Here is a 22420-nt window from a genome sequence, read left to right as displayed (position 1 = left end):
ACACATCGCCCGCCCGCACACGGGCATCCCTACCTCCCAGGAGGCAGAGCGTGAAGTCATTACCCGCACGCAGGCGACGCCGCGCCATGTGGTCCCTCATCACGTCCGTCGGTCTCACCTGCGCACTCGCCACACCCGCCGTCGGCAGCGGTGACCAGGGCACGTCACGGCTCAGCGCCTCGCAACAGGCCGCGGCCGGCCAACTCGCAGCGGACCAGCACATCTCCACCCAGGAGGCACAGCGGCGCGTACTGCGGCAGGAGCGGCTCACCGGCGTCGCAACAGCGCTGCGTGAGCGCCTGGGTTCCCGCTTCGCAGGAGCCTGGATCGACCAGAAGCACGGCGGCAGGCTGACCGTGGCCGTCACCCGGTCGACGGCCACGGCCCTCGTCGAGGCCCGGTCCGCGCAGGCTCAGGTACCCGACACGACCACCGTCGTCGTCGACCGCAGCCTGCGGCAACTCGACCGCATGTCCGCAGGACTGGCCCACCGTATCGCCGCAGCGAACAAGGGCGCCGCCCACGGCCTGCAGTCCGCGGTGGTGGTGCAGGACAACAAGGTTCGTCTGGACCTGCCACGGGGCAAGACCCTCACCCCCGCCCAGCACGCAGTCGTGGAGTGGGCGAAGCGGACCCTCGGCGATGGCCTCGAGGTCAGCACCTACGCGCATGCCTCCGAACCCTTCTACTGCGGCGGCCAGTACTCGTGCGACCCCCCGCTGCGCTCGGGCCTGGCCATCTACGGCACGAACGTCCGCTGCTCCAGCGCCTTCATGGCGTACAGCGGCAGCAGCTACTACATGATGACCGCCGGCCACTGTGCGGAGGACAGCTCGTACTGGGAGGTCCCCACCTACAGCTACGGCTACCAGGGGGTCGGTCACGTCGCCGACTACACCTTCGGCTACTACGGCGACTCCGCGATCGTCAGGGTCGACGACCCCGGCTTCTGGCAGCCGCGCGGCTGGGTCTACCCCTCGACCCGCATCACCAACTGGGACTACGACTACGTCGGCCAGTACGTGTGCAAGCAGGGCTCCACGACCGGCTACACCTGCGGGCAGATCACCGAGACCAACGCAACGGTGTCCTACCCAGGCCGCACCCTGACCGGCATGACCTGGTCCACCGCATGCGACGCTCCCGGTGACAGCGGCAGCGGCGTCTACGACGGCTCAACGGCCCACGGCATCCTCAGCGGGGGGCCGAACAGCGGATGCGGCATGATCCACGAACCGATCAGCCGAGCACTGGCGGACCGCGGGGTCACGCTGCTGGCCGGCTAAGCAGCCCGGGCGGACCGTGAGTACGCCGCCCCGGTCACATCACGAGGACGTCGACCGCCGCACGCGCGGTCGGCGTCTTTCCCCGTGCTCCGCTCCGTCCGCCACCCAGCGGACTGGGGGCGGGGGCGTGGCACGTCGTGCACGCCGCAGCGCGGTGGAACCCGTCGGCCGATTAGACCGTACCGGGGAGCGCCTTTCCGGCTCCGTTCGTGGGACGGGCGGGTGCGTATGCGCGCGTCACCCATTTCTGGAAGTGCGGAGCCTGCGACAGCAGTTGCCAGTGGGCGCGTACGGCATGATGGTGCACCACCTCGACGGCCGACGCCTCGACCGAATCCCGCCGCCAGACGAGCAGATGCCGCTGCCACAGCGGATCCCCCGCGAGGGGTTTAACCAGTACTCCGCCCACCGGGCGCATGGTGGGCTGGACGGCAGCCACCCCCAGACCCTTGGCGATCATCGACTGCAGTTGGTCGAGCATGTGGAACTCGTGGGTGACGGCGGGCCTGAACCCCGCGGCCCCACAAGCGTCGTAGAAGGCGCCGGGCCAGCCCACCCCGTCGTCCGCGGAGACGAACCACGCGTCCTCCGACAGGTCGGCCAAGGACACCTCCAGCCGGTGCGCCAGTGGGTGATCGGCAGGGGTGGCCACGAACACCGGGACGGTTCTGATAGCTCGGTGGTCCAGCTTCGGAGAGTGTCGAAGAGGCAGCCCTGGGTAGTCGCAACCCAGGGCGACGTCGAGCTCGCCGGCCTCTAGGAGATCGATGAGTTCTCCGGTCGCGTACACACTGCTGACCGAGACGGTCAGATCGGGGCAGGCTTCACGGAGGACGTCGAGCAAGGTGGGTACCACCGGTGTGTTGATGGCCCCGAGGCGAAGCCGACGTGTCGCCCCGGACGAGCGGGGAGGCCGCAGCCGTGCGAGATTGTCGGAGAGCGCCAGGATCTCCCGGGCCCGGCCGACGACCTGGGCGCCGTAGGCGGTGAGCTCCACGCCCGCGCTGCTGCGCAGGAAGACCCCCTCGCCGAGCAGTCCCTCGATGCGGCGCAGTTGGGTACTCATCGCCGGCTGGGTGTATCCGAGCGCCGCAGCAGCCCGGCCGACGCCCCCCGCGTCGGCTATCGCACACAGCACGCGCAAGTGGCGCAGCTCAAGTTCCACGGGGGCACCTCGCTCCGGGCGAACAGAGTTCCATTATGCGCCAGGAGGAAGGCGGTGGGGAATCCGGGACGGCCTGACGCCTTCGGTCGACCAGAAGCCCGAGGGTTATGGATGAGCCGGAGCCTCTGGTATGGCCTGGCCGGTTGTTCCCGGGTGACCGCCGTGGAAATCTCGGACCTGCGTGTTGGTCCGCAGAGGCGACTGCGGAAGCCTGAAGCGCACCGCCATCGAGGAGCGACATCATGCCTCACACCTGCATCAGCTTCACCGTCGAAGCGACCGGGGCCGCGGTTCACCGCGCCCGCCACCGCGTCTCCACCGCGCTGAGCTGGTGGGGAGGGCCGGTCGAGGAAGAGCTCCGCTTCAGCGCGGAACTCGTGACCTCCGAGCTCCTCACCAACGGGCTGCGGCACGCGGGCGGGCCCATGACCGTCGAGTTGACGCTGGTGCACGACATGGTCGTCGTCGCGGTCCTCGATGACAGCCGGGAGCTGCCGCGGCCTCGGCAGACGGAGGCGGACGACGAGTGCGGGCGGGGACTCGCCCTGATCGAGGACCTCAGTCTGATACGGGGAGTCGAGACCACTTCCCGCGGGAAGCGCTGCTGGGCGGTTCTGCCGCTGCGGACGCCACAGGAGCGGGCTATCGAGTCGGCTCCGGCTGAGGAGGCGGACCACGGCTTCGAGGCGCACCGGGAACGCTGGTCACTGGCTCCCCAGGGAAGCGGACTACTGGCGAGTCTGTTTCCGGCGATGTGAGCTCGTCCTCCTCGGGCGGCCCAGTAGCCGACCCAGGGCAGGCGGGTGTGCCTGAGGGCGTGATGACGCTCGTCTGACGCTCTGGCCGCTTTCAAGCTGCACAGCGAGCCGAGAAACAGCCCTTGACCTGGCCTTTTCTGCGGCTGCCTCAGGCCGACATCTTTCCGATGACGCACCACGTGGAGTGCGTGGCGATCCTCGAACCTGCGGTCAAGGGTTCCTGACCTCAGCTCTGTATGACGATGACACTCCGGCTCCCCGACGACCTTGACGCGAAGCTCACCGAGCGGGCTCGTCGGGAGGGCCGCGGTAAGCAGGAACTCGCCATTGAGGCCATCCGTGAGGCCCAGGACCGGGCCGAGCTGAAGGTCGATGACGTCCTGGCCGAGCTGATGGACAGCGATGCGGAGATCCTGGACTACTTGAAGTGACCGGCATGCGCTCATCCAGGCGGTTCAACGGCGTCGGCGCCAGTACCGTCCCGCCACCCGTCTCCGTGGCCGGCCCGTTCATCGAGGATGTCGCACAGGACAACGTCGAGGTGGAGGCCATCGCCAAGCGTCTGTCGACCTGGTTCCCCGTGAGTTGACGCTCGGCTGACGGGATCCGGACCACTGCCGTGACGATCAAGGCCGAGGAGAACCTCGACGGCACGTGCCCGCCGCGATGCTCCGACCCGGACGTGTCCGTCGGGACATCGCGCTTGGCTACAACCGCACACGGGTCGCCTGACCTGTGCGCGGTGGGGACGCACCTGGAGTGCGCGACGATTCCGGAACCCTCTGTCGGCCCGCGGTTTGCTCTCCAGGTCGCGTCGTTACGGCGGATCGGTGGACGAGGTGTTCTCCGCGTGCGCCGGGGGGTAAGGGACGGGGTCCCCGGGAGAGGCGAAGCCGAGGGGAGGGGACTGGGGCGGAGCGAAGGGAGGGGGCTGGGGCGGAGCGAGGGGAGGGGGTTGAGGCGGGGCGAAGGAAGGGGGCTGAGGGGGAACCAAGGGAGGGGGTTGAGGCGGAGCGAAGGAAGCGGGCTGAGGCGGAGCGAAGGGAGGGGGTTGAGGCGGAACGAAGGGAGGGGGTTGAGGCGGGATCGGGGGCGTGTTGTCGCGGCGCTTGCGGGTGGCGGCGGCCTTGGCGCGGTCGAACGCGGCCCGGCCCTTGTCCGCCGCGGCGCGGTGCAGTTCGGAGTCGACGACTCGCCGGACGGTCTCGTGCCCGGCGATCCGCTGCCGGCTGTCCTGGGCGCTTTGAACCGCGTTCTCCCAGGCCGCCCGGCCACCGCGGACCCTGGTGCGCCCCAGGTCCATCGTCTGGCGGACGCCCTGCCGCGCGGCGCCCCAATCGGGCTGGGGCAGCGTGATGTTGCCGACGGTGGTGCCGGCCAGGCGGTCGGCGAGGGAGAGCCGGCGGCCCCGGAGGGCGGGGACGCCATTGGCCCAGAAGACGGCCACCGCGACCATCCAGCACAACACCGACAGCGCGAACGAGCCGCTGATCAGCACGAAGCAGGCCACCGCGAAGCAGCCGACATCGGCGAGCGTGGTGACACCGGCTCGGATCGCGGCCCGACGAGGCCCGAGGACACCCGGCTGGGTGGGGGAGACGCGCAGGCCGAGCAGCAGCTTGCCCACGGTGCGGTTGGTCAGCACGAGCGCCGTGAAATGGTAGGCGAAGGTGATGAGTACCAACGCGACGAACGCCTGCTGGACGGCACTCACAGCGGAGCCCCAGATGTCGTCCCACACCTGCTCGGGGACATCGAGCGGCTGACCGCCCGAGGTGAGAACCTCCCAGGCACTGCTGCCGACCAGCTCGGTGGTGTCGGTCATCAGCGCGCTGATGCGATGGAAAGTGAAGGAGGCGAGAAGCACGGCCACCGCGACCACGAGGGCGAAATCGATCAGCCAGGCCATGATCCGTCGACTGGCCCCAGGCATGTGCGGCCCGTAGGCTAAGCCGAATTCTTCGGCTGCTCCTGTCCTTGCGGACCTCGAATATTGAGACACGTACGCCCCCGTGATGACGAAGAGTCAGCAAAAGCCGAGTGGCACAGGTTAGCGCAGCCCCATGGCACCGGGCAGGTGCGCGTGAGAACCCGGACGCGGACCGGGGAGTGGTCGTGCGCCATGCAGGGAAGACCGGTGTTTGCTGATTGCGGCTCCCGGGGAGATCGGGACCGGATACGGTCCTGACCGAAGGGGTATTGACGTGCCGCAGGAATCCTGGGCCGAGCTGGGGGAGACCATCAGCGTCATTCGAGCCGAGTTGCAGAGCGCCATGGAAACGGGGAGGGGGGAGTCCGTCAGATTCAGGACCGGGCCGGTCGAGCTCGAGTTCACGGTGGAGGTCAAGAAGGACGGTGGGGCCAGGGCCAAGGTCTTCGTTCTTCCATGGACGGTCGAGGCCCAGGGCGCCGCAAGCGTGGGTCGGACCCATCGTGTCAAGCTCACCCTGCAGCCGGTCGACGGCGACGACAACGACTTGAGAATCTCCGCCGACTCCCCGCGGCGTCCGAAATAGCGCCAACGGCCCCGCGTGGAGATCAGCTCGTCTGGTGAGGGACAGGACGGGGGATGGACCAGGCACGGGTCATGGAGATCTGGAATCCGGCCTCAGGGAGGTCGGGCAGCGGGTACCTGATCGGCGACCACGTCGTGCTCACCGCACACCACATCGTGGACGGGGTTCCGATGCGCGGTGGCGTGGAGGTCCGGCAGCTGGATCCGGAGAGCCGCACGGACTGGACGGCTGCCGAACTGGTGTGGCTGCCGGAAGAGGCCGCTTCGGGGGTGCTGCCGGACGCGGACGGTGCGCTGCTGCGGATCACCGGGCCGGACTGGCGACCGCCGGTGACGCCACCGGTGCGGTTCGGGCGGGTCGTGGGCAAGCACCGAGTGCCCTGCGTCGGACTGGGCTTTCCCGACGCGGTGACACGTCCCGACCATGCGCGGGACACCATGCCTGTACGCGGCCATGTGGACCCGTTGCACGGCATGAGATCGCGGATGACGACGGTGCAGGTCGACGTCGGCATCGTGCCGAGCCGCTCGGGATGGCGCGGCAGCTCGGGGACCGGGCTGCTGTGCGGACCGCATCTGATCGCGGTCGTGACCACGGAGAAGGGCTTCGCCCCCGGCGTGCTGGAAGCCGTCCCCGTCAGCGTCCTCGCCGAACTGCCGGGATTCGAGCAGACCTTGCGTGCCCACGGTGTCCACTTCGTCGTCGAGGACGTCGACGGGGCGCCTCCTGGGCCCGACGACGAGCCGGACCACACGCCGATCGCCCTGCCTCCACCCTCATCACGGCAGCGCCTGAGGAAGCTGCTGGCGCCCGCAGCGGCAGGGACGACGACGATCCTGGCGCTCCTGGCGCTGTCCCCGCCCTCGCCGGGCGTCAGTTGGCCGGTCGGGTCGACGCTCTCCGGCGTTCTGGCCGGATGGGGTATCGATTGGTTCCGTGGCCCGCGGCCGGCAGGAGCCGGCCGGGAAGACGCGGTCCGAGGGCTGCGCGAGGTCGTCCGAGGTGAGGTGGGGCGACGTCGCTGGCAACTGCTGGGCAACGACCGCAAGGCCATCAACGTCACTTTCGTCACCCTGCCACAGGGCGGCAGGGACGCGGACAGCGCCTGGCCCCGCGGGGATTTCGACGGCATCGCCCATTACCTGGACGCGCTCCGGCCCAAACGCCTGGTCATCACCGGCGGTCCCGGCTCGGGCAAGACGCTCCTGGCTTATGAACTCGTTCACCGGTTGCTCGCACGCACGCACTACGACGGTCCGGTTCCGGTCCCGGTCGACCTGTCGGAGTGGGACACCGGCGTGGTGTTCGCCGACTGGTTCACCGCTCGCCTGGGTCAGGAGTACCTGGGCGGCTCCGAGGCCAGGGCACGGGACCTGTTGGCCTCCGGCCGAGTGATGCCGGTCCTGGACGGCCTCGACGAGATGGACCCCGCGGACGGTGAACGACCCAGGGCCGTCACCGCACTCGCCGAACTCAACCGGTTCGCCGGTCCGTTGGTGCTGACCTGCCGTGCGGACGAGTACGCCGAGCTCAGCCGCGCCGATCAGCGTCTGCTGGACTGTGCGACGGTGCGGATCGAGAGGGTCCAGCCCGTCGACGGCTGGCGGTTCCTGAACGAACGGACCAGGGACAGGGCCCGGCTCGCCGAGCTGGAGAGCGAGCTCCGCGCAACGGGGACGGCCATGAGAGCCGTGCTGTCCTCACCATGGATGCTCACCCTGGCGTCACTGGCCTCGCAGACGGAGGCCGGAGCCGCGAAACTCCTCTCCTTCGTCGGTGCCCCCGCCTCGGACGGCCGAGCGCGGGAGGAGCTGCGGGCGACCTTGCTGGAGGAACTCGTCCCGGCCTTGTGCGAGCCGGATCAGGGCGAACGGCGCCGGCGGTACCAGGCGGAAGCCGTGACCCGGTGGCTACGGCTGCTCACCACGAGCCTCCGCGGCGGCCACGCCGCCCCGGCCGACGACGGCGGCGCCGTCATGCCGTCCCGAGACCTGGCCATCCATACGCTGTGGCCGGTCGCCGGGCCGCGCAGCGCCCGTTATGCGGCCGCGGCGATCACCATCGCCTGCTGGCTTCCCGCGCTGCTTTCCCTGGCGGTATGCCTCCACCGCAACCACGCCCTGCCACTGCCCGGCGCGGTGCTGCTCGCACTGCTGACCCCCGCGCCGCTGCTGTCGGCCTGGAACGCACGCGCACGGTACGTCCAGCCCCGCCGGATCCTGTTCCAGCGGCTGTGCAGCGGACTCGGCTGGAGCCGGGTACTCCTGGGAGCCACACTGGGCGGCGTCCTCATGCTGCCGCTGACGCCCGTGTTCGGTCCGGGCTTCGCGCTGGCCGCGGGCACCGGATTCGCCGCCGTCTTCGGCTTCGGCCTGGCGCTGGCGGTGCGCGCGGACATCGACCGCCCCCGCCTGCTGGCCGTCGCTACCCCGACAGCCCTGGCGGTGACAGCGGGGGCCGGATTCCTCGCCGGCCGACTCGGCGATTTCATCGGGCTCACCGCGGGATGCGGTGCCGGAGCAATCGGGCTGGCGGTGGGGGTACCCGCGGGGCTGCGCGCCGCCCGGCGCAAGGACGGCGGAGACCCGGACCCGGATCCGCCCGGGGTGCCCACGCCGCTGTCTCCCCTGCGCAACGACGCGATGGCAGGGGTGGTGTCCGGCGTCGTCGTCGTGATCCTCACGCTCTACGGGACGCTGTGCGTCGAATGGCTGCGGGTTCCCTGGCCCCTCGCCGTCGTCACGGCCCTGGCCTGCGGCGTTGCTGCCGGGCCCGGCTTCGTCGCGGTCACCAGCCGCCAGTACCTCGGTCTGCTCCTGGCCATGCACGGAAGGCTGCCGTGGCGCCTGACCGCATTCCTCCGCTGGTGCCACGAACGCGGTCTGCTGAGGTCAGCAGGAACGGTCTACCAGTTACGTCACGACGAACTGCTCGACTGGCTCCGGCGCTGACCGGTCACTCGCGCCGGCAGCCGACGGTCTCGGTCCATGGGCGGCGCCCTCTGTGTGCAGACGGTCCACGTAGGATCTCCGCTCGGAGGGTGGTGGCATGGTCATGAGGGACTACCGGTGGTGCGCGGCGGTCGCGGCGGCACTGCTGCTGGCCGGCTGTGGCGGTGGCGACGGCGGTGACGCGGAGGGCGGCAGCGGGGGCGGCAAGGCGGTGGCGCTCACGAAGGAACAAGTACGGGAGACGCTGCCGGACGGCGAGGCCATGCCGGGCTGGAAGGAGTCCGCCCGGCCCACGGCCGTCGAGATGGACGAGCTCTACCGTTCGCAGGCCTGCCCCATCAAGGGCAACGCGGGGTGCGAGAACTCCCGCTTCTTCGGCGCCTCGACCTTCCGGAACGACGACAGCGCCGCCACCGTCACCTTTCTGATCGTCGCCTACGACAGCGAACGGTCCGCCCGGAACGCGTACGACGTGCTCTGGGACGGCTTCTACAGCAAGAGGGCGGGACAGAGCCCCAGGACGTTCGGCCTCGGTCCGGTCGGTGACGAACGCGACGCCCGGTTCGGTGCCTCCGGTTTCCTCGGCGAGCCCGGTGCCGTGACCCAGACCCGGGTCGGCACGACGCTGCTGTGGACCGAGGCGGTCTCCACGGACAAGGGCGGCATCGACGAGGACGGTGCCCGGGACCTGGCAACGATGCTCGCCCAGCGCGCCCGGCAGGCCCAGGACGGGGACGAGCCCTCCGCCGCGCTCGACGGCTGACCGGGGCGCAGGGTCATGCCGGGCCGGGAGCTGTTCGGGGAATCGTGTGAGAGGGCTGTCCGGGGTTCGGGGATTCAACCACCGGCCGCCCCGGGTGATGATACAAGCGACAGGTGATCAGGCCGGTGGCCGCGTGGATACGGTGGAGTGGCCTGCCCGGAGGAAGTTGGGGGAGTTCATGACGTTCGAGCAAGAATGGGCCGAACTGCGCGAGGCGTCGGCCACACGGACGGCCATGCAGATCGACAGCATTCCGGCCGAAGGCGGCGGAGGCGGTGGTGGGGACCTGGTGGTCCACCGGGACGACCTCGGCGCCATCGGCAGCGACGCGTACGACCTGCTGGGACGGCTGGGCAAGGACGGCGACATCGCCCGTGCCTCCACCTTCGACGCGGCGACGGCGCTGACCAACGGGAACTTCGTGAGCGGTGCGGCCGTGCTGAAGGTGCACGACTTCTGGCAGACCCACCTGAAGACGCTGCTGGACTCCTGCGCGCAGATCTCGAACCACCTCGATTACAGCAAGGCCCGGCACGCCAAGGACGAGGCGAAGATCGAGGGCGATCTGACGCGGATATCCGTACTGTCGGAATACATGAAGTAGGGCTCGGGGGAGCGCGCGACAATGCTGAAGTACGAGGACATCATCGACGCCCCGGTGGCGAAGCTGAAGGCCGCCGCCGACGACTGGTCCGAAATGGCGGGGAAGCTGGACAAGCTCGCCACCGACGCCGCCGACGGGATGAAGGCGAAGGCGGACAAGGCGGCCTGGGAGGGCGTCAACGCGGGGGTCACCAAGGCCTTCATCGGCAAGACGGTCAAGGAGTTCGCGGACGCCGCCGCCGAGGCCAAGGGCGTGAAGCTGATCCTGGAAGAGGGTCACGCGGCCATCAAGAAGGCCAAGGACGACCTGGTCAACATCCGGGACCACGAGGGACCCGCGGCCGGCGTCCGCGTGGACGGCAAGGGCAAGGTCACGGCGAAGAACCCGTTGTCCGAGATTCCCGCGGCGCGGCACGACCCCGACTACAGCCAGCTCCTCCAGGAGGAGAAGAAGAACATCGAGTCGTGGCAGAAGCGGATCGACCTCATCGTCGACAACTGCAACGACACCGACCTCTCCTTCAAGAACACCCTCGAGGCCAACGTCACCGACCGCAAGGACTTCAGCGCTCCGAAGTACACGAAGCTGGACCAGGAGGAGGCCGCCCGTGCCGCCGCCCTGGCGGCCAAGGGCCAGGACCTCACGCACAAGCAACTTGAGCAGCTCAACGAATTGCTGAAGGACAACAGTTCGTCGGAGGAGTTCGCCAAGAACTTCTATCAGAAGCTCGGCCCCGAGAAGTCGCTCGCGTTCTTCGGTCAGCTCGCGATGGACACGCAGGAGTACGGCAAGGTCGACGCGGAGCGCCTCAAGGACGTGCAGGAGCTTCAGAAGAACCTGGGCCTCAACCTGGCCACCGCCTCCCACGACAAGCAGTTCACCGAGAAGTGGGGCCCCGAGCTGCGCAAGTTGGGTACAGAGCACATCGAGTTGTCCAAGTACCAAACCGGCGGGCCGTTCGGGTACCAGCTGCTCGGCGGGATCATGCGGTACGGGAACTACGACGCGAAGTTCCTCAACCCGATCGCCGAACACGTGGCGCAACTGCACGCGAAGAAGCCGGACCTGTTCGCCGAGACCAAGATGGTGAACAGCTGGTTCAAGAACCCCTACAACCCCTCCGGGGTGAACGGTGCCGGCTACGACCCGGCCACCGCCATGCTGGAGGCGCTCGGCAACAGTCCGGAGGCGGCGAAGAAGTTCTTCGCCGACCCCCCGACCGCCTACAACGAGGACGGTACGGTCAACCACGGCGCCACGGCCGACCTCGGCAAGGACAAGGACGGCGAGGCGTTCGACAACTACCTCGACTTCTTCACCAACGAGAAGTGGGAGTCGTTCGGCGACGTCAACACGCTCGACCCGAAGGAGCTGGAGGCGTCGGTCAACCACATGCCCGACGCCCTGGGCCACGCCCTCGAGGCTGCCACGCTCGGCTACCCCGCCGGGCACCCGGACGCCCACGTGGTGCGGGACGCGGACAACGCCGCGATCATGCAGAAGGTCATGGAGAAGTACAGCGAGGAGCCGGGCCTGCTCAAGGAACGCCACGAGGCGATGGCCGACAGCCTGGGCGTCATGGGCGCTGGCTACATCGACGACATCAACTGGGCGCTGGCCGAGAACGATCCGGGCAGTGTGTTCGCGCCGGGCAAGAACCCGGACGGGCACATCGACTTCGGGGACAGCGTGGACGGGAACGGGCGGAGCGTCGTCCGGGGCTTCCTCAGCACCCTCGGGCAGCATCCGGACGCCTACGCGACGCTCTCGACCGCGGAGCAGGTCTACACCCGCAGCGTGCTGGAAGGGACAGTGGGGCCGGACGGAAAAATCACCGAGGAGGTCGAGGCCAGGGCCAGGGCGACCGTGCGAGTGGGCGCCGAGGTGCAGGGCATGCTCGACCAGTCCCGGGCCGATCAGGTGGAGGCGACGAACCTCAAGACCCACGAGGACTACGAGAAGGCGGTAGCCAAGCGGTCGGGCTGGATCGAGTTCGGGGCCACGGCGGGTATCGCGGCGGGCGTCGCCTTCCTGCCCGCGACGGCGGCCGTGGGCACGGCCGCGGTGCTCATCCCGCTGGCGACCGACACCGCCAGTGGCGCTGCGGAACAGGTCATAGGCCAGATGATCGGTGATATCTCGGACAAGTCGGTGGATGAGCACAAGGAGAAGATGGAGGACCTCACCGACCAGGAGAGGAAGGCGGTCTACTCCGCCGGTGAGAACATGGCCGAGGCCCCGATGGAGGAATTCCTGAGGCGTCACGGCTTGGACTCCGACAAGAACGTGTTCAAGCAGGACCTGCACGAATCAATGCTGATTGGCTACGGGGTCGGCAACGACCGGGCGAAGCAGCAGGGCAATGGTCCGGAGACCGGCTGAGGCCGGTGGACGGCCGAGGACACGTGAGGATGCGGACAGTGATCAGTCGTAGGTCGGTACGCCGGGGACTCCTCTCCGCGGCCGTGGCCGGCTCGTTGTTTCTCGGCACCACGGGGTGCGGAGGTGACGGGAACGAGGACGGGGTTCCCGACGACTACAAGGTCGTCGCGGGGACGGAACTCTGCGGTGGCAAGGCCGTGTCCGCCGACGCGGCCAAGGCCCTGAAGGTGATCACCGGGTCGTCGCGCTTCGAGGCGTCGGCGGAGAAGGACACCGTCGCGCAGGCCGCGGAAGCTCTTGCCAACGCGTTCTTGGACCCCAAGACGTACGACGGGGACATCTGCCGTGTCTACATGCCCATCGGCACGCCGGATTTCGATCTCAGGATCACCTGGAGGCTGGCCGACGGCGCCCCGACGGACGACCCGGCGGCCCCGAAGTTCACCGTGCTGAAGATGGGTGAGGAGGCTCTGGCGGCGGCGGACATGGCGTACGTCCAGTTCGCGTGCATGAGCGACAAGCTGGCCGGCGAGTCGGAAGCGGCCCACATCGCCATCGGCGTGGAGCGCTGGATGATGCCGACCGAGCCCGAGGGCGACGTCGAGGCGTTGAAGGACGCCTACGCGACCGTGGCCCACTCCTTCTCGCTGGCCATGGCCAAGGAACTGCGCTGCGAGAAGAACGGCGGGCTCCCCGCGCGGCCCGTGCTGGAGCCCGCGTAGCCGCCGGCGTACGCGGCAACGACCACGAGCAGGCGGCCCCTCCTTAGGAGGGGCCGCCTGCCGTCAGGCCAGGGCGTCCACCCCGGTCAGCGCGCGGCCGATGATGAGCTTCTGGACCTGGCTGGTGCCCTCGTACAGGGTCAGCACGCGCGCGTCGCGCAGGTACTTGCCGACCGGGTACTCGTCGATGAAGCCGTAACCGCCGAAGACCTGGAGGCAGTTGTTGCTCACCCGCACCGCCGTCTCGCTCGCGTGGTACTTCGCGGCCGAGGCGTCGGTGGCGTACTCCTTCGGGGAGGCGCCGGCGTCCGCCATCCGGGCCACGTGGTGGGTGAGCAGCCGGGCGGTCTGCACGTCGACGGCCGAGTCCGCGAGGAGCTCCTGGACCAGCTGGAAGGAGGCGATCGGCTTGCCGAACTGGGTGCGCTCCGTGGAGTAGCGCACCGCGGCGTCGAGTGCGCCCTGGGCGAGGCCGACCGCGCCGGCCGACACCGATATCCGGCCGCGGGAGAGGGCACCGAGCGCGATGCCCAGGCCCCGGTCCACCTCGCCGAGGCGGGCCGAGTCGGGCACGCGCACCGACTCGTAGGTGAGTTCGGCGGTCGCCTGGCCCCGCAGCCCCAGCTTGCCGTGGATCTCCCTGGCGGTGAAGCCCGGCGTGTCCGTAGGGACCAGGAAGGCCGTGACGCCCCGCTCGCTGGTCCGGGCGAACGTCAACGCGACCGCGGCGACGGTGCCGTTGGTGATGAACATCTTGCTGCCGTCGATGATCCAGTCGTCGCCGTCGCGCCTCGCCCGGGTGGTGAGGGAACCGGCGTCGGACCCGGTGCCCGGCTCGGTGAGGGCGAAGCAGCCGAGCGCCTCACCCGCGGTGAGCCGGGGCAGCCAGCTCTCCTTCTGCTCGTCCGTACCGTGCGACGCGATGGTCTTCGACACCAGCCCCAGCGAGACCGACACGATGCCGCGCACCGACGAGTCGCCCCGGCCCAGCTCCTCGGTGACCAGGACGTACGACAGCATGTCGGCCTCGACGCCCCCGTACTGCTCGGGGAGCATCAGCCCGAGGATGCCGAGGTCCCCGAGGCGCTTGGCGATGCCCGGGTCGACCCGCTCGGCCCGGTCCCAGTCGCGGGTGTGCGGCACGATCTCGTTGTCGACGAACTCCGCCGCCAGGGCGCGGAAGTCCCGCTGGGTCTCGGTCAGCCCGAAGTCCCTTGTCAGCACGGTGTCTCTCCTTCAGTGGGTGGTGTTCAGCGCGCGGCGGGATCGGTGCCCGGCTCGGTGAGGGGGAGACCGAGCTGCGCCCGCTCCGTCAGCCACCGGGTGGGGCGGTACCGGGGGTCGGCGGTCGTGGCGTGCAGGGCACGCTGGAGGTCGAGCATGCGCCGGGCGCCGACGCGTTCGCCCCAGGCCAGCGGTCCGGTCGGGTACCCCAGGCCGGCCGTGACGGCGGTGTCGATGTCGGCCGGGGCGGCGATCCCGCGCTCCGCGATGGACGACGCCACGGACACGATCGACGCGAGCAGCCGCTGCGCGACGGAACCCGCCGTGTCACGCACCGGGGTGACACGGTGCCCGCCGCCGGCCAGGACGGCGCGGGCGTCCCGGGCGGCCTCCGGGTCGGCAGCCGGGGTCACCGACAGGACCCGGCGTGACGTGCCGAGGGACAGGGGGTCGACGCCGAGGGTGCGGGCGGCGGGCAGCCCCAGCTCGGCGACCGCGGCGGCCACGGAGGTGCCCCACACCGGTACGAGGACGAGCGCGTCCCCGGTGAGCGGTGCCGGCGTCGCGCCGGAGGCGGTCAGCGCGTCCCGCAGCGCGGCGGCGTCGGCGCTGTCACCGGGTACGTGCACGGGACGGGTGGCGTTCCCGGTGGGGGCGGGTTCGGGCTCCGCCGCGGGTGCGGCTGAGCCGTAGGTGTGGAAGCCGCGCCCGGTCTTGCGTCCGTGCAGCCCGGCCGCGACGCGGTTGGGGGTCAGGTACGAGGCGCGCAGCCGGTCGGAGTAGCGGAAGCCCTCCCAGATGGTGTCGATCACGGTCGCCGTCACGTCGAGCCCGGTGAGGTCCATCAGCTCGAACGGGCCCATGCGCAGCCCGAGCACGTCACGGGCGATCCGGTCGATGCCGGCCGGGTCGCCGACGCACTCCTCGAGGAGGGCGAGGGCCTCGGTGACGAGCCCGCGCCCGGCGTGGTTGATGAGGAAGCCCGGGGTGTCGGCCACGACGACGGCGGCGTGCCCGCCGGCCCGCACCATCTCCGCGAGCTTCTCCGGGAGTCCGGGACGGGTGAGGGCGCCGGGGATGACCTCGGCGACCTTCATCAGCGGGACCGGGTTGAAGAAGTGCAGTCCGGCCAGGCGGGAGGGGTCCTCCAGCCCGGCGGCGATCCGGGTGACGGGCAGCGACGACGTGTTCGTCGCGAAGACGGTCGAGGCGGGCAGGACCTCCTCCAGCTGCCGGAAGAGGGCGGTCTTGACGTCGAGGTCCTCCAGGACGGCCTCGACCACCAGCTCCACGTCGTCACCGGGCGCGGCCGGGGAGTCCACCGGGACCAGGCGCCCGACGGCGGCTTCCGCGGCCTCGGCGCTCATCCGGCCCTTCTCCGCTGCCCGTTCGAGCATGGTGCGGACGAAGAGGACGGCGTCGTCCACGGACTCCCGGCGGGCGTCGGCGAGTTCGACGGTGTGTCCGGCCGTCACCGCCCACTGGGCGATGCCGCGGCCCATGACACCGGCACCGACGATTCTGATGCGCATACGCGTTGTCTCCTGCTTCGGTACGGTTCGGCTCGGCGGTCTCGCGGCCGGTCAGCGCAGATAGACGCGCTCGGGGTCGACGTCCTCGCGCAGCAGGCGGAGTTCGGGGTCCGAGGGAGGGGCGACGACGGTCACGTCCTCGGCGACCTTCAGGTCCCAGCCGGTGGCTTCTCGTACCTGGTCCACGGTCACCCCGGGGTGCACGGCCACAAGCCTCAACTCGTCGCCCACGCCCCGGCGCTCGAGCACACCGAGGTCGGTGATCACCCGGGTGACGCCCGCGCCGAGTGGACGGATGCCGTCGGCCAGGGCGCGGTCGGGCCCCGGGGAGGTGCAGAAGTCCAGCCGCTCGGTGAACGAGCGCGGGGTGTGGCGGCGCATCACCACGAAGATCTCCCGCGCGTTGGCCATCACCTCCATCGCCCCGCCGGAGCCGGGAAGCCGCACGTCGGGGGAGTGCCAGTCGCCGATCACGGACGAGTTGAGGTTGCCCCACCTGTCGATCTGCGCGGCCCCGAGGAAGCCCACGTCGATGTGCCCGCCCTGCAGGACGTAGCCGAACAGCGCCGGGATCGTCAGCACCGCCTCGGCGCCGGTGATCAGGACGGCGTCCGCGATGGTCTCCGGCAGATGCGAGGGATGAGCGCCGCACACCCCGGACTCGTAGACGATCTCCAGACCGGGCGCCACCGTCAGATGGGCCAGCGACGCCGCGAGGGTGGGCAGCCCGATACCGGCGAAGACGGTGCGCCGGCCCGCCAGGGCGCGCGACGCCACGACGGCGAGCAGTTCGGACGAGGTGACCTCCGGCGCGTCCTGTGACGCGTCGGGCGTGGTCGTCGTCGCGGTGGTCATCCTGGGCTCTCCTTCGGGTGCGGTCAGGTGCGGCGCCGGCCGTGCGGCGGTCACAGCCGCCGCCCGTAGTTCACGGGCAGGCTCATGGCCTCGCCCACCGCGAGGGAGGCCCAGTGCTCCTCGCCGAGCTTCGCGGTGTACTCGGCGTGGTCCTTCGTGCCGTACACCCACTCGGCCATCCATTCCCGCAGCCGTACGGGGTCCTTGCTGATGGCCGACCAGGCGCGGTAGAAGGCGTTGTCGCGGTCGTAGTAGCCCTGGGCGAACGACGGGTGCGCGCCCCGGGGGCACTCGACCACCGCGTCCACGGCGTGCGCGGGGATCACGGTGCGGTTGGGGTCGGAACGCACCACCTCGTCGTCGACGACCTCCTCGACGACCACGACGGCCGTGCGGGCCGCGTACACGGCTTCCGCCTGGACGCCGGTCAGGCCCCAGACCTGGGTGTTGCCGCTGCGGTCGGCGCGCTGGGCGTGGACGATCGTCACATCGGGGTTCACCGGCGGCACGACGTAGATCTGCTCGGGCTCGCCGTCGGGTCCCGGGTAGGGCGACGTCACCTTGCGCAGGCCGTCGTTGACCTTCGTCAGGTCGCTGCCCGCGTAGCTGCGCAGCGGGAAGAACGGCAGCCGCTGCGCGCCCGCCAGATAGCGGCAGACCATCCCGTGGTGGCTGTACTCCTCGAACACGAGCGGTTCCGGGTCGGCCCGCTCCACGCGCCGGCGCAGCTCTCCGAGCGAACCGGCCGACGAGTTGCCGACGAAGGAGGACACCAGCCGGGACACGCACCCTCCGGCCAGCATCTGGTCCACGACGATGTCGGCGGTCATGCGGACCACGGTGAGGTCCCTGCGGCCCTGGCGGATGATCTCGTGTCCGGCCGCGGTCGGGATCAGGTGGGTGAAACCCTCCAGGCAGACGGTGTCGCCGTCGTGCACGAAGGCGGCGATCGCCTCCCTCATCGACATCGTCTTGTCCGCGCCGCCGCCCGGACTCCTCGCGGGAGCCGGAGGCGCGACGGCGACGTCGGCTCCCTGGGAGCCGTCGGGGGCGGAGTCCACGGATCGGTTCACGGGTGGCAGCTCCTCGGGGGGTGCGGGTGTCGCGTCACACGGTGCCAGGAGCCATTGATTGCCGTCCAATACCGAATTAAGGTGAGATCGAGACGCTGAACGAATCAATGCTGTGCCGTGCCGAGGACGGCAGGGAGAAGGCTCCGTGGAACTGCGCTACCTGACCGCCTTCGTGGCCGTCGCCGAGGAACTCCACTTCGGACGGGCCGCCCGGCGGCTCCAGATGGCGCAGCCGCCGCTCAGCCAGCAGATCCGGCAACTGGAGAAGGAGCTCGGCGTCCAGCTCTTCGAACGCAGCACCCGGTCCGTGCGGCTCACCAGCGCCGGGGAGTCCTTCCTCGGCCCCGTCCGCACCGTGCTGAGCGACCTCGACCTCGCCACGCGCGCGGTCAAGGCGGCCGGCCGCGGGGAGTTCGGCAGGGTGACCGTCGGATTCGCCGGAGCGTCCAGTCACGAGGCGCTGCCCCTGCTCACCCGCGCCGTCCGCGCCTCCTATCCGGGCATCGAGCTCGTCCTGGCCGGGCAGACGTACGCGAACACCGCCCTCGCCCGCGTCGCCGAGGGCACCCTCGACCTCGGCTTCGTCCGGCTCCCCGCCCGCCGTCCCGGCGTACGGACCCGGGTGATCTACGAGGAGGAACTGATCTGCGCCCTGCCGTCGGACCACCGCCTCGCCCGCCAGGAGCGCATCGCGCTCGCCGACCTCGCCGAGGAACCCTTCGTCACCTTTCCCGCCAACGCGGGATCCAGCCTGCGCGACGCCATGACCGAGGCGTGCGAGAAGGCGGGCGTCGTCCCCCGGATCACCCAGGAGGCGCCCGACTCGCACACCATCCTGGCGCTGGTCGCGGCCGGCGTCGGTGTGACCCTCACCCTGACCTCCGTCCAGCACGTCCAGGGCACGGGCCTCGTCTACCGGCCCCTCGAAGGGGACCCCGTGCGGCTGCACGCCGCCCTCGCCTGGCGGGCCGACAACCCCTCCGCCGCGCTGCGCACCGTCCTCGCCGTCGCCGAGGAGGCCCTGCCCACGCCGCCCGGTCTCACAGCGGACTAAGACGGAATCGGTATCAGTCGGCAAGCAACTGAGTATTGGAGTTGAAGGGCCGGGGGATGCGAGGGTCGGCCCAGACGCCGTTGTCTGCCTGACCGGAAAGGCCCCACCGCATGCCCGCACAGCCAGCGAATCCCCCTCGGCCGACGCCGGCGGCGGGAACCGATGTCGTCGTCTGCGCCCCCCTGCGCACTCCCATCGGCCGCTTCGGGGGTGCGCTCGCCGGTCAGCGTCCCGCGGCGCTCGCCGCGCAGGTCGTCTCGGCCGTCGTCCGGGAGAGCGCCGTCGACCCGGAGCGCATCGACGAGGTCGTCCTCGGCCACGCGTACCCCACCGCCGACGCCCCCGCCATCGGCCGCGTCGCCGCACTCGACGCCGGCCTCCCCGACCGGGTGACGGGCGTGCAGATCGACCGGCGCTGCGGCTCGGGCCTGCAGGCCGTACTCGACGCCGCCATGCAGGTCAGGTCCGGTTTTAGCGAGGTGGTCGTGGCCGGCGGCGTCGACGTGATGAGCGCGGCGCCCTATTACACGCACGAGGGGCGGTGGGGAATCCGCGGCGCCGGACTCCAGCTGCACGACTCCCTGGCGCGTGGCCGCGTCACGGCCGGAGGGGAGCACCACGTCATCCCCGGCGGCATGATCGAGACGGCCGAGAACCTGCGCCGCGAGTTCGCCATAAGCCGCGAGGACCAGGACGCGCTCGCCCTGCGGTCGCAGCAGCGCGCCGCACGGGCCATGGCCGAGGGCCTGTTCGACGACGAGATCGTGCCCGTCACCGTACGCACCCGCAAGGGCGACGTCGTGGTGGACACGGACGAGCACCCCCGCCCGGACACGACCGCCGAGAAACTGGCCTCCCTCAAGCCCCTCATGCACGCCTCCGATCCTGAGGCGACCGTCACGGCCGGCAACGCCAGCGGCCAGAACGACGCGGCAGCCGCCTGCCTCGTCACCACCAGGGAGACCGCCGAGCGGCTCGGCCTGACCCCGCTCGTACGCCTGGTGTCGTTCGCCCGTGCGGGCGTCCCCGCCGAGACGATGGGCATCGGACCCGTGGAGGCCACCCGCGCCGCGCTGGGCCGCGCCGGACTGACGCTCGCCGACCTCGACCTGATCGAGCTCAACGAGGCGTTCGCCGCGCAGGTCCTCGCCTGCACCCGCGCCCTCGGACTGTCCGACGCCGACCACGAACGCATCAACGTCAACGGCTCCGGGGTCTCCCTCGGCCACCCCGTCGGGGCGACCGGTGCCCGCATCCTGGCCACCCTGACCCGCGAGATGCACCGCAGGCAGGCGCGCTTCGGCCTGGAGACGATGTGCATCGGGGGCGGACAGGGCCTGGCCGCGGTGTTCGAGCGCATCGCCCCGTAGGCGACGGCGCGTCCGCTCCCGCCCCGCACCGGGCGGGGCACCGCGCTCACTGATACGCAGATCGTCTCACTGAATCCGTCATTCAGTATTGGACCGCTATGGGCGGCGACTGGCAGCGTTGCGCCATCGAACGGGACGGACGCCCCGTCCCGTGGCCGGCACGTCGCCGCCGCCCTCCGGAGCCCCCACCTCCACCCCCTCCAATTCCCCTGATCACCGCTGCCCATGGGAGCCGTCATGAGCACCATCCCAAGCCAGGAGCGGAACACAACCGCGCGCAGAGCCGGAATCGGAGCCTTCATCGGCTCGACCATCGAATGGTTCGATTTCTACATCTACGGAACCGCGGCCGCACTGGTCTTCGACAAGGTCTTCTTCCCCGAACTCGAAGGCGCCCTCGGCACCCTCGTCGCGTTCTGCACCTTCTGGGTCGGCTTCCTCGCCCGGCCTCTCGGCGGCATCGTCTTCGGCCACTTCGGTGACCGGCTCGGCCGCAAGAAGACGCTGGTCATCACTCTCCTGATGATGGGCCTGTCGACCACCGCCATCGGTCTGCTCCCGGGCTACGCAAGCATCGGTGTGGCCGCTCCGATCCTTCTGATCCTCATCCGCATGATCCAGGGCATCGGTCTGGGCGGCGAATGGGGCGGCTCCGTCCTCATCGCCTCCGAACACGCGCCCAAGGGCAAGTCGATCCTGTACGGCGCCTTCGCCCAGCAGGGCTCCCCGGTCGGCAACACCCTCAGCACCGTCAGCTTCCTGGCGATCAGCCAGCTGCCCGACGATGCCTTCGTCTCCTGGGGCTGGCGAGTGCCGTTCATCGCCTCCGCCGCCCTCGTCTTCGTCGGACTCCTCGTCCGGATGAAGGTCGAGGAATCGCCGGCGATGGCCGGCATCATCGAGAAGAAGGAAGTCGCGAAGGTCCCGGTCCTCGAGGTCTTCCGCAAGCACCCCGGGCTGATCGCCCTCGGCATCGGCGCCTGCACCATCGGTCTGTCGGCCACCTACTTCAAGGGGACCTTCGCCCTGTCCTGGGCGACCAGCAGCCTCGACTTCGACCGCAGCTCGTTCCTGACGATCCTCCTCGTCGCGAACATCACCCAGGTCCTCGTCCAGCCCTTCGGCGCCGTCATCGCAACGAAGATGAAGAGCAAGTCGCGCGCGGTCGCCGTCATGCTGGTGCCCGAGCTCGTCCTGATGCCGCTGATGTTCATGCTGATCGCCAGCGGGAACTACGCCCTGGCCATGCTCGGCGTGGTCGTCGCCACCGTCCCGCACTGCCTCTACTACGCGGCCCTCGCCGGCCTGCTCGCCAGCCGCTTCCCGGCGCACCTGCGCTACACCGGGATCTCCCTGAGCTACCAGCTCTGCGGCACCATCCTCGGCGGCACCACGCCGATCATCGGACAGTTCCTGCTCAACCAGTCGGGCTCCATCGCCACCGTGATCGCGTACGCACTGTTCCAGGTCGCCCTCACCCTCGTCTGCATGCTGTTCCTGCTCAAGCGCCCCAACTACGACGAGACGGCCGCGACGGACGAGAAGCCGGCCGACGCGATGGCCGCCGCCTGACCGCGTACCGCCCAGGAGCACCGCACCACAGAAAGGCCCCCACCCCATGCCCCGCATCGTCCACGGCATCGACGGGATCACCGGTCTCGCCGGCCAGGATCTCGGTCACTCAGGCTGGAGGCGGGTGACCCAGGAGCTCATCGACGCCTTCGCCGAGGTCTCCGGTGACCACCAGTGGATCCACACCGACACCGAGCGTGCCGCCGCCGGACCCTACGGCCGGACCATCGCCCATGGCTACATGGTCCTCAGCTGGGGCATCCCGATGTTCTCGGAACTGCTCGAGGTACGGGATGTCGGCATGGCCCTCAACTACGGGGTCAACAAGGTGCGCTTCCCGGCCCCGGTGCCCGTCGGCAGCCGCGTCCGCCTGCACGCGGCCGTCGCCGCCGTCGAACCGGTCAAGCGGGGCGGAGTGCAGGTGACGCGTTCCTTCACCTTCGAGCTGGAGGACTCGGCCAAGCCGGCCTGCGCGGCCGAGTCCCTCACGCACTACTACCCGTGACGGGCACGACGGGGCACTGACGGCGCCGCCCTCCGCACCCGGGAGGGTCCCGGTCGCCGTGCAGGCGTGGGCCCCGGACCGTCCGGTC

Annotated in this window: 20 protein-coding genes; 14 read left to right on the top strand and 6 right to left on the bottom strand. The window is 70.2% G+C overall.

From position 1 onward, the window contains the following. Positions 1-50 precede the first annotated feature (50 nt). Positions 51-1286 carry a protease gene (locus ACFWJB_RS29820; protein ID WP_386926122.1) on the top strand — a complete coding sequence of 412 codons (1236 nt, stop codon included), beginning with the start codon at positions 51-53 and terminating at the stop codon, positions 1284-1286. A 172-nt stretch (positions 1287-1458) separates the two neighbouring features. On the opposite strand, the gene ACFWJB_RS29815 is transcribed toward ACFWJB_RS29820, so the two are convergent. Continuing rightward, positions 1459-2451: a LysR family transcriptional regulator gene (locus ACFWJB_RS29815; RefSeq protein ID WP_011030530.1), complete on the bottom strand. Its 993-nt coding sequence runs from the start codon at positions 2449-2451 to the stop codon at positions 1459-1461. A gap of 242 nt (positions 2452-2693) precedes the next feature. Between ACFWJB_RS29815 and ACFWJB_RS29810 the strand changes: the two genes are divergently transcribed. The 3 genes from ACFWJB_RS29810 (at position 2694) to ACFWJB_RS29800 (ending at position 3798) form a co-directional block, all read left to right on the top strand. Further along, positions 2694-3209 carry an ATP-binding protein gene (locus ACFWJB_RS29810; protein ID WP_386926120.1) on the top strand — a complete coding sequence of 172 codons (516 nt, stop codon included), beginning with the start codon at positions 2694-2696 and terminating at the stop codon, positions 3207-3209. A gap of 236 nt (positions 3210-3445) precedes the next feature. Continuing rightward, a complete protein-coding gene (locus tag ACFWJB_RS29805; RefSeq protein WP_386926118.1) occupies positions 3446-3640 on the top strand; it encodes a ribbon-helix-helix protein, CopG family in 195 nt (64 codons plus the stop codon). Between the two features lie 5 nt (positions 3641-3645). Continuing rightward, positions 3646-3798 (top strand): hypothetical protein, encoded by a 153-nt coding sequence (locus ACFWJB_RS29800; protein ID WP_386926116.1) that lies wholly within the window; start codon positions 3646-3648, stop codon positions 3796-3798. 228 nt (positions 3799-4026) lie between these two features. Here the strand turns inward: ACFWJB_RS29800 and ACFWJB_RS29795 are convergent, their stop codons facing one another. Further along, complete coding sequence (locus tag ACFWJB_RS29795; protein WP_386926114.1) at positions 4027-5142, bottom strand: RDD family protein; 1116 nt, start codon at positions 5140-5142, stop codon at positions 4027-4029. Between the two features lie 271 nt (positions 5143-5413). On the opposite strand from ACFWJB_RS29795, the gene ACFWJB_RS29790 reads away from it, so the two are divergent. The 6 genes from ACFWJB_RS29790 to ACFWJB_RS29765 all read left to right on the top strand — a co-directional run bounded on the left by ACFWJB_RS29790 (position 5414) and on the right by ACFWJB_RS29765 (position 13147). After that, on the top strand, positions 5414-5725 hold the full coding sequence (locus tag ACFWJB_RS29790; RefSeq protein ID WP_385470236.1) for a trypco2 family protein: 312 nt from the start codon (positions 5414-5416) through the stop codon (positions 5723-5725). Between the two features lie 53 nt (positions 5726-5778). Next, positions 5779-8676, top strand: coding sequence for a trypsin-like serine protease (locus tag ACFWJB_RS29785; protein ID WP_386926112.1), 2898 nt, complete (start codon positions 5779-5781; stop codon positions 8674-8676). Positions 8677-8779: 103 nt separating this feature from the next. Then, entirely contained in the window at positions 8780-9439 is a 660-nt protein-coding gene (locus tag ACFWJB_RS29780) for a hypothetical protein (protein WP_386926110.1), read from the top strand. A gap of 178 nt (positions 9440-9617) precedes the next feature. After that, on the top strand, positions 9618-10043 hold the full coding sequence (locus tag ACFWJB_RS29775) for a hypothetical protein (protein ID WP_385470230.1): 426 nt from the start codon (positions 9618-9620) through the stop codon (positions 10041-10043). A gap of 21 nt (positions 10044-10064) precedes the next feature. Continuing rightward, entirely contained in the window at positions 10065-12425 is a 2361-nt protein-coding gene (locus tag ACFWJB_RS29770) for a hypothetical protein (RefSeq protein ID WP_385470228.1), read from the top strand. Positions 12426-12454: 29 nt separating this feature from the next. After that, entirely contained in the window at positions 12455-13147 is a 693-nt protein-coding gene (locus ACFWJB_RS29765; RefSeq protein WP_385470227.1) for a hypothetical protein, read from the top strand. 63 nt (positions 13148-13210) lie between these two features. Here the strand turns inward: ACFWJB_RS29765 and ACFWJB_RS29760 are convergent, their stop codons facing one another. From ACFWJB_RS29760 to ACFWJB_RS29745, 4 genes are read right to left on the bottom strand one after another with little or no spacing between them, the layout of a single operon-like run. Then, complete coding sequence (locus ACFWJB_RS29760) at positions 13211-14371, bottom strand: acyl-CoA dehydrogenase family protein (RefSeq protein ID WP_386926107.1); 1161 nt, start codon at positions 14369-14371, stop codon at positions 13211-13213. 26 nt (positions 14372-14397) lie between these two features. Beyond that, the gene (locus tag ACFWJB_RS29755) at positions 14398-15903 is read right to left on the bottom strand and encodes a 3-hydroxyacyl-CoA dehydrogenase (RefSeq protein ID WP_386926105.1); all 1506 of its coding nucleotides are present in this window, start codon (positions 15901-15903) and stop codon (positions 14398-14400) included. A 51-nt stretch (positions 15904-15954) separates the two neighbouring features. Then, a complete protein-coding gene (locus ACFWJB_RS29750) occupies positions 15955-16758 on the bottom strand; it encodes a CoA-transferase subunit beta (RefSeq protein WP_386926103.1) in 804 nt (267 codons plus the stop codon). Positions 16759-16808: 50 nt separating this feature from the next. After that, positions 16809-17726: a CoA transferase subunit A gene (locus ACFWJB_RS29745; RefSeq protein WP_385470242.1), complete on the bottom strand. Its 918-nt coding sequence runs from the start codon at positions 17724-17726 to the stop codon at positions 16809-16811. Positions 17727-17976: 250 nt separating this feature from the next. Here ACFWJB_RS29745 and ACFWJB_RS29740 point away from each other — a divergent pair, with 250 nt between their 5' ends. From ACFWJB_RS29740 to ACFWJB_RS29725, 4 genes are all read left to right on the top strand, one after another. Further along, positions 17977-18885, top strand: coding sequence for a LysR family transcriptional regulator (locus tag ACFWJB_RS29740; protein ID WP_385470219.1), 909 nt, complete (start codon positions 17977-17979; stop codon positions 18883-18885). A 110-nt stretch (positions 18886-18995) separates the two neighbouring features. After that, entirely contained in the window at positions 18996-20255 is a 1260-nt protein-coding gene (locus ACFWJB_RS29735; RefSeq protein WP_386926101.1) for an acetyl-CoA C-acetyltransferase, read from the top strand. A gap of 237 nt (positions 20256-20492) precedes the next feature. Then, positions 20493-21827 (top strand): MFS transporter, encoded by a 1335-nt coding sequence (locus ACFWJB_RS29730; protein ID WP_385470215.1) that lies wholly within the window; start codon positions 20493-20495, stop codon positions 21825-21827. 46 nt (positions 21828-21873) lie between these two features. Next, positions 21874-22332, top strand: a complete 459-nt coding sequence (locus tag ACFWJB_RS29725) for a MaoC family dehydratase (protein ID WP_385470213.1) — start codon at positions 21874-21876, stop codon at positions 22330-22332. Positions 22333-22420: the final 88 nt, after the last annotated feature.

This window comes from Streptomyces sp. NPDC127100, assembly GCF_042724095.1.
Classification (GTDB): domain Bacteria; phylum Actinomycetota; class Actinomycetes; order Streptomycetales; family Streptomycetaceae; genus Streptomyces.
This window is presented reverse-complemented; position numbering and strand designations above follow the sequence as displayed.

Coding starts and splice junctions, on each gene's coding strand:
- ACFWJB_RS29810 (WP_386926120.1), top strand. CDS start 2,694: ATGCCTCACACCTGCATCAGCTTCACCGTCGAAGCGACCGGGGCCGCG.
- ACFWJB_RS29805 (WP_386926118.1), top strand. CDS start 3,446: ATGACGATGACACTCCGGCTCCCCGACGACCTTGACGCGAAGCTCACC.
- ACFWJB_RS29800 (WP_386926116.1), top strand. CDS start 3,646: ATGCGCTCATCCAGGCGGTTCAACGGCGTCGGCGCCAGTACCGTCCCG.
- ACFWJB_RS29795 (WP_386926114.1), bottom strand. CDS start 5,142: ATGCCTGGGGCCAGTCGACGGATCATGGCCTGGCTGATCGATTTCGCC.
- ACFWJB_RS29785 (WP_386926112.1), top strand. CDS start 5,779: ATGGACCAGGCACGGGTCATGGAGATCTGGAATCCGGCCTCAGGGAGG.
- ACFWJB_RS29780 (WP_386926110.1), top strand. CDS start 8,780: ATGAGGGACTACCGGTGGTGCGCGGCGGTCGCGGCGGCACTGCTGCTG.
- ACFWJB_RS29775 (WP_385470230.1), top strand. CDS start 9,618: ATGACGTTCGAGCAAGAATGGGCCGAACTGCGCGAGGCGTCGGCCACA.
- ACFWJB_RS29770 (WP_385470228.1), top strand. CDS start 10,065: ATGCTGAAGTACGAGGACATCATCGACGCCCCGGTGGCGAAGCTGAAG.
- ACFWJB_RS29765 (WP_385470227.1), top strand. CDS start 12,455: ATGCGGACAGTGATCAGTCGTAGGTCGGTACGCCGGGGACTCCTCTCC.
- ACFWJB_RS29755 (WP_386926105.1), bottom strand. CDS start 15,903: ATGCGCATCAGAATCGTCGGTGCCGGTGTCATGGGCCGCGGCATCGCC.
- ACFWJB_RS29750 (WP_386926103.1), bottom strand. CDS start 16,758: ATGACCACCGCGACGACGACCACGCCCGACGCGTCACAGGACGCGCCG.
- ACFWJB_RS29745 (WP_385470242.1), bottom strand. CDS start 17,726: ATGTCGATGAGGGAGGCGATCGCCGCCTTCGTGCACGACGGCGACACC.
- ACFWJB_RS29735 (WP_386926101.1), top strand. CDS start 18,996: ATGCCCGCACAGCCAGCGAATCCCCCTCGGCCGACGCCGGCGGCGGGA.
- ACFWJB_RS29730 (WP_385470215.1), top strand. CDS start 20,493: ATGAGCACCATCCCAAGCCAGGAGCGGAACACAACCGCGCGCAGAGCC.
- ACFWJB_RS29725 (WP_385470213.1), top strand. CDS start 21,874: ATGCCCCGCATCGTCCACGGCATCGACGGGATCACCGGTCTCGCCGGC.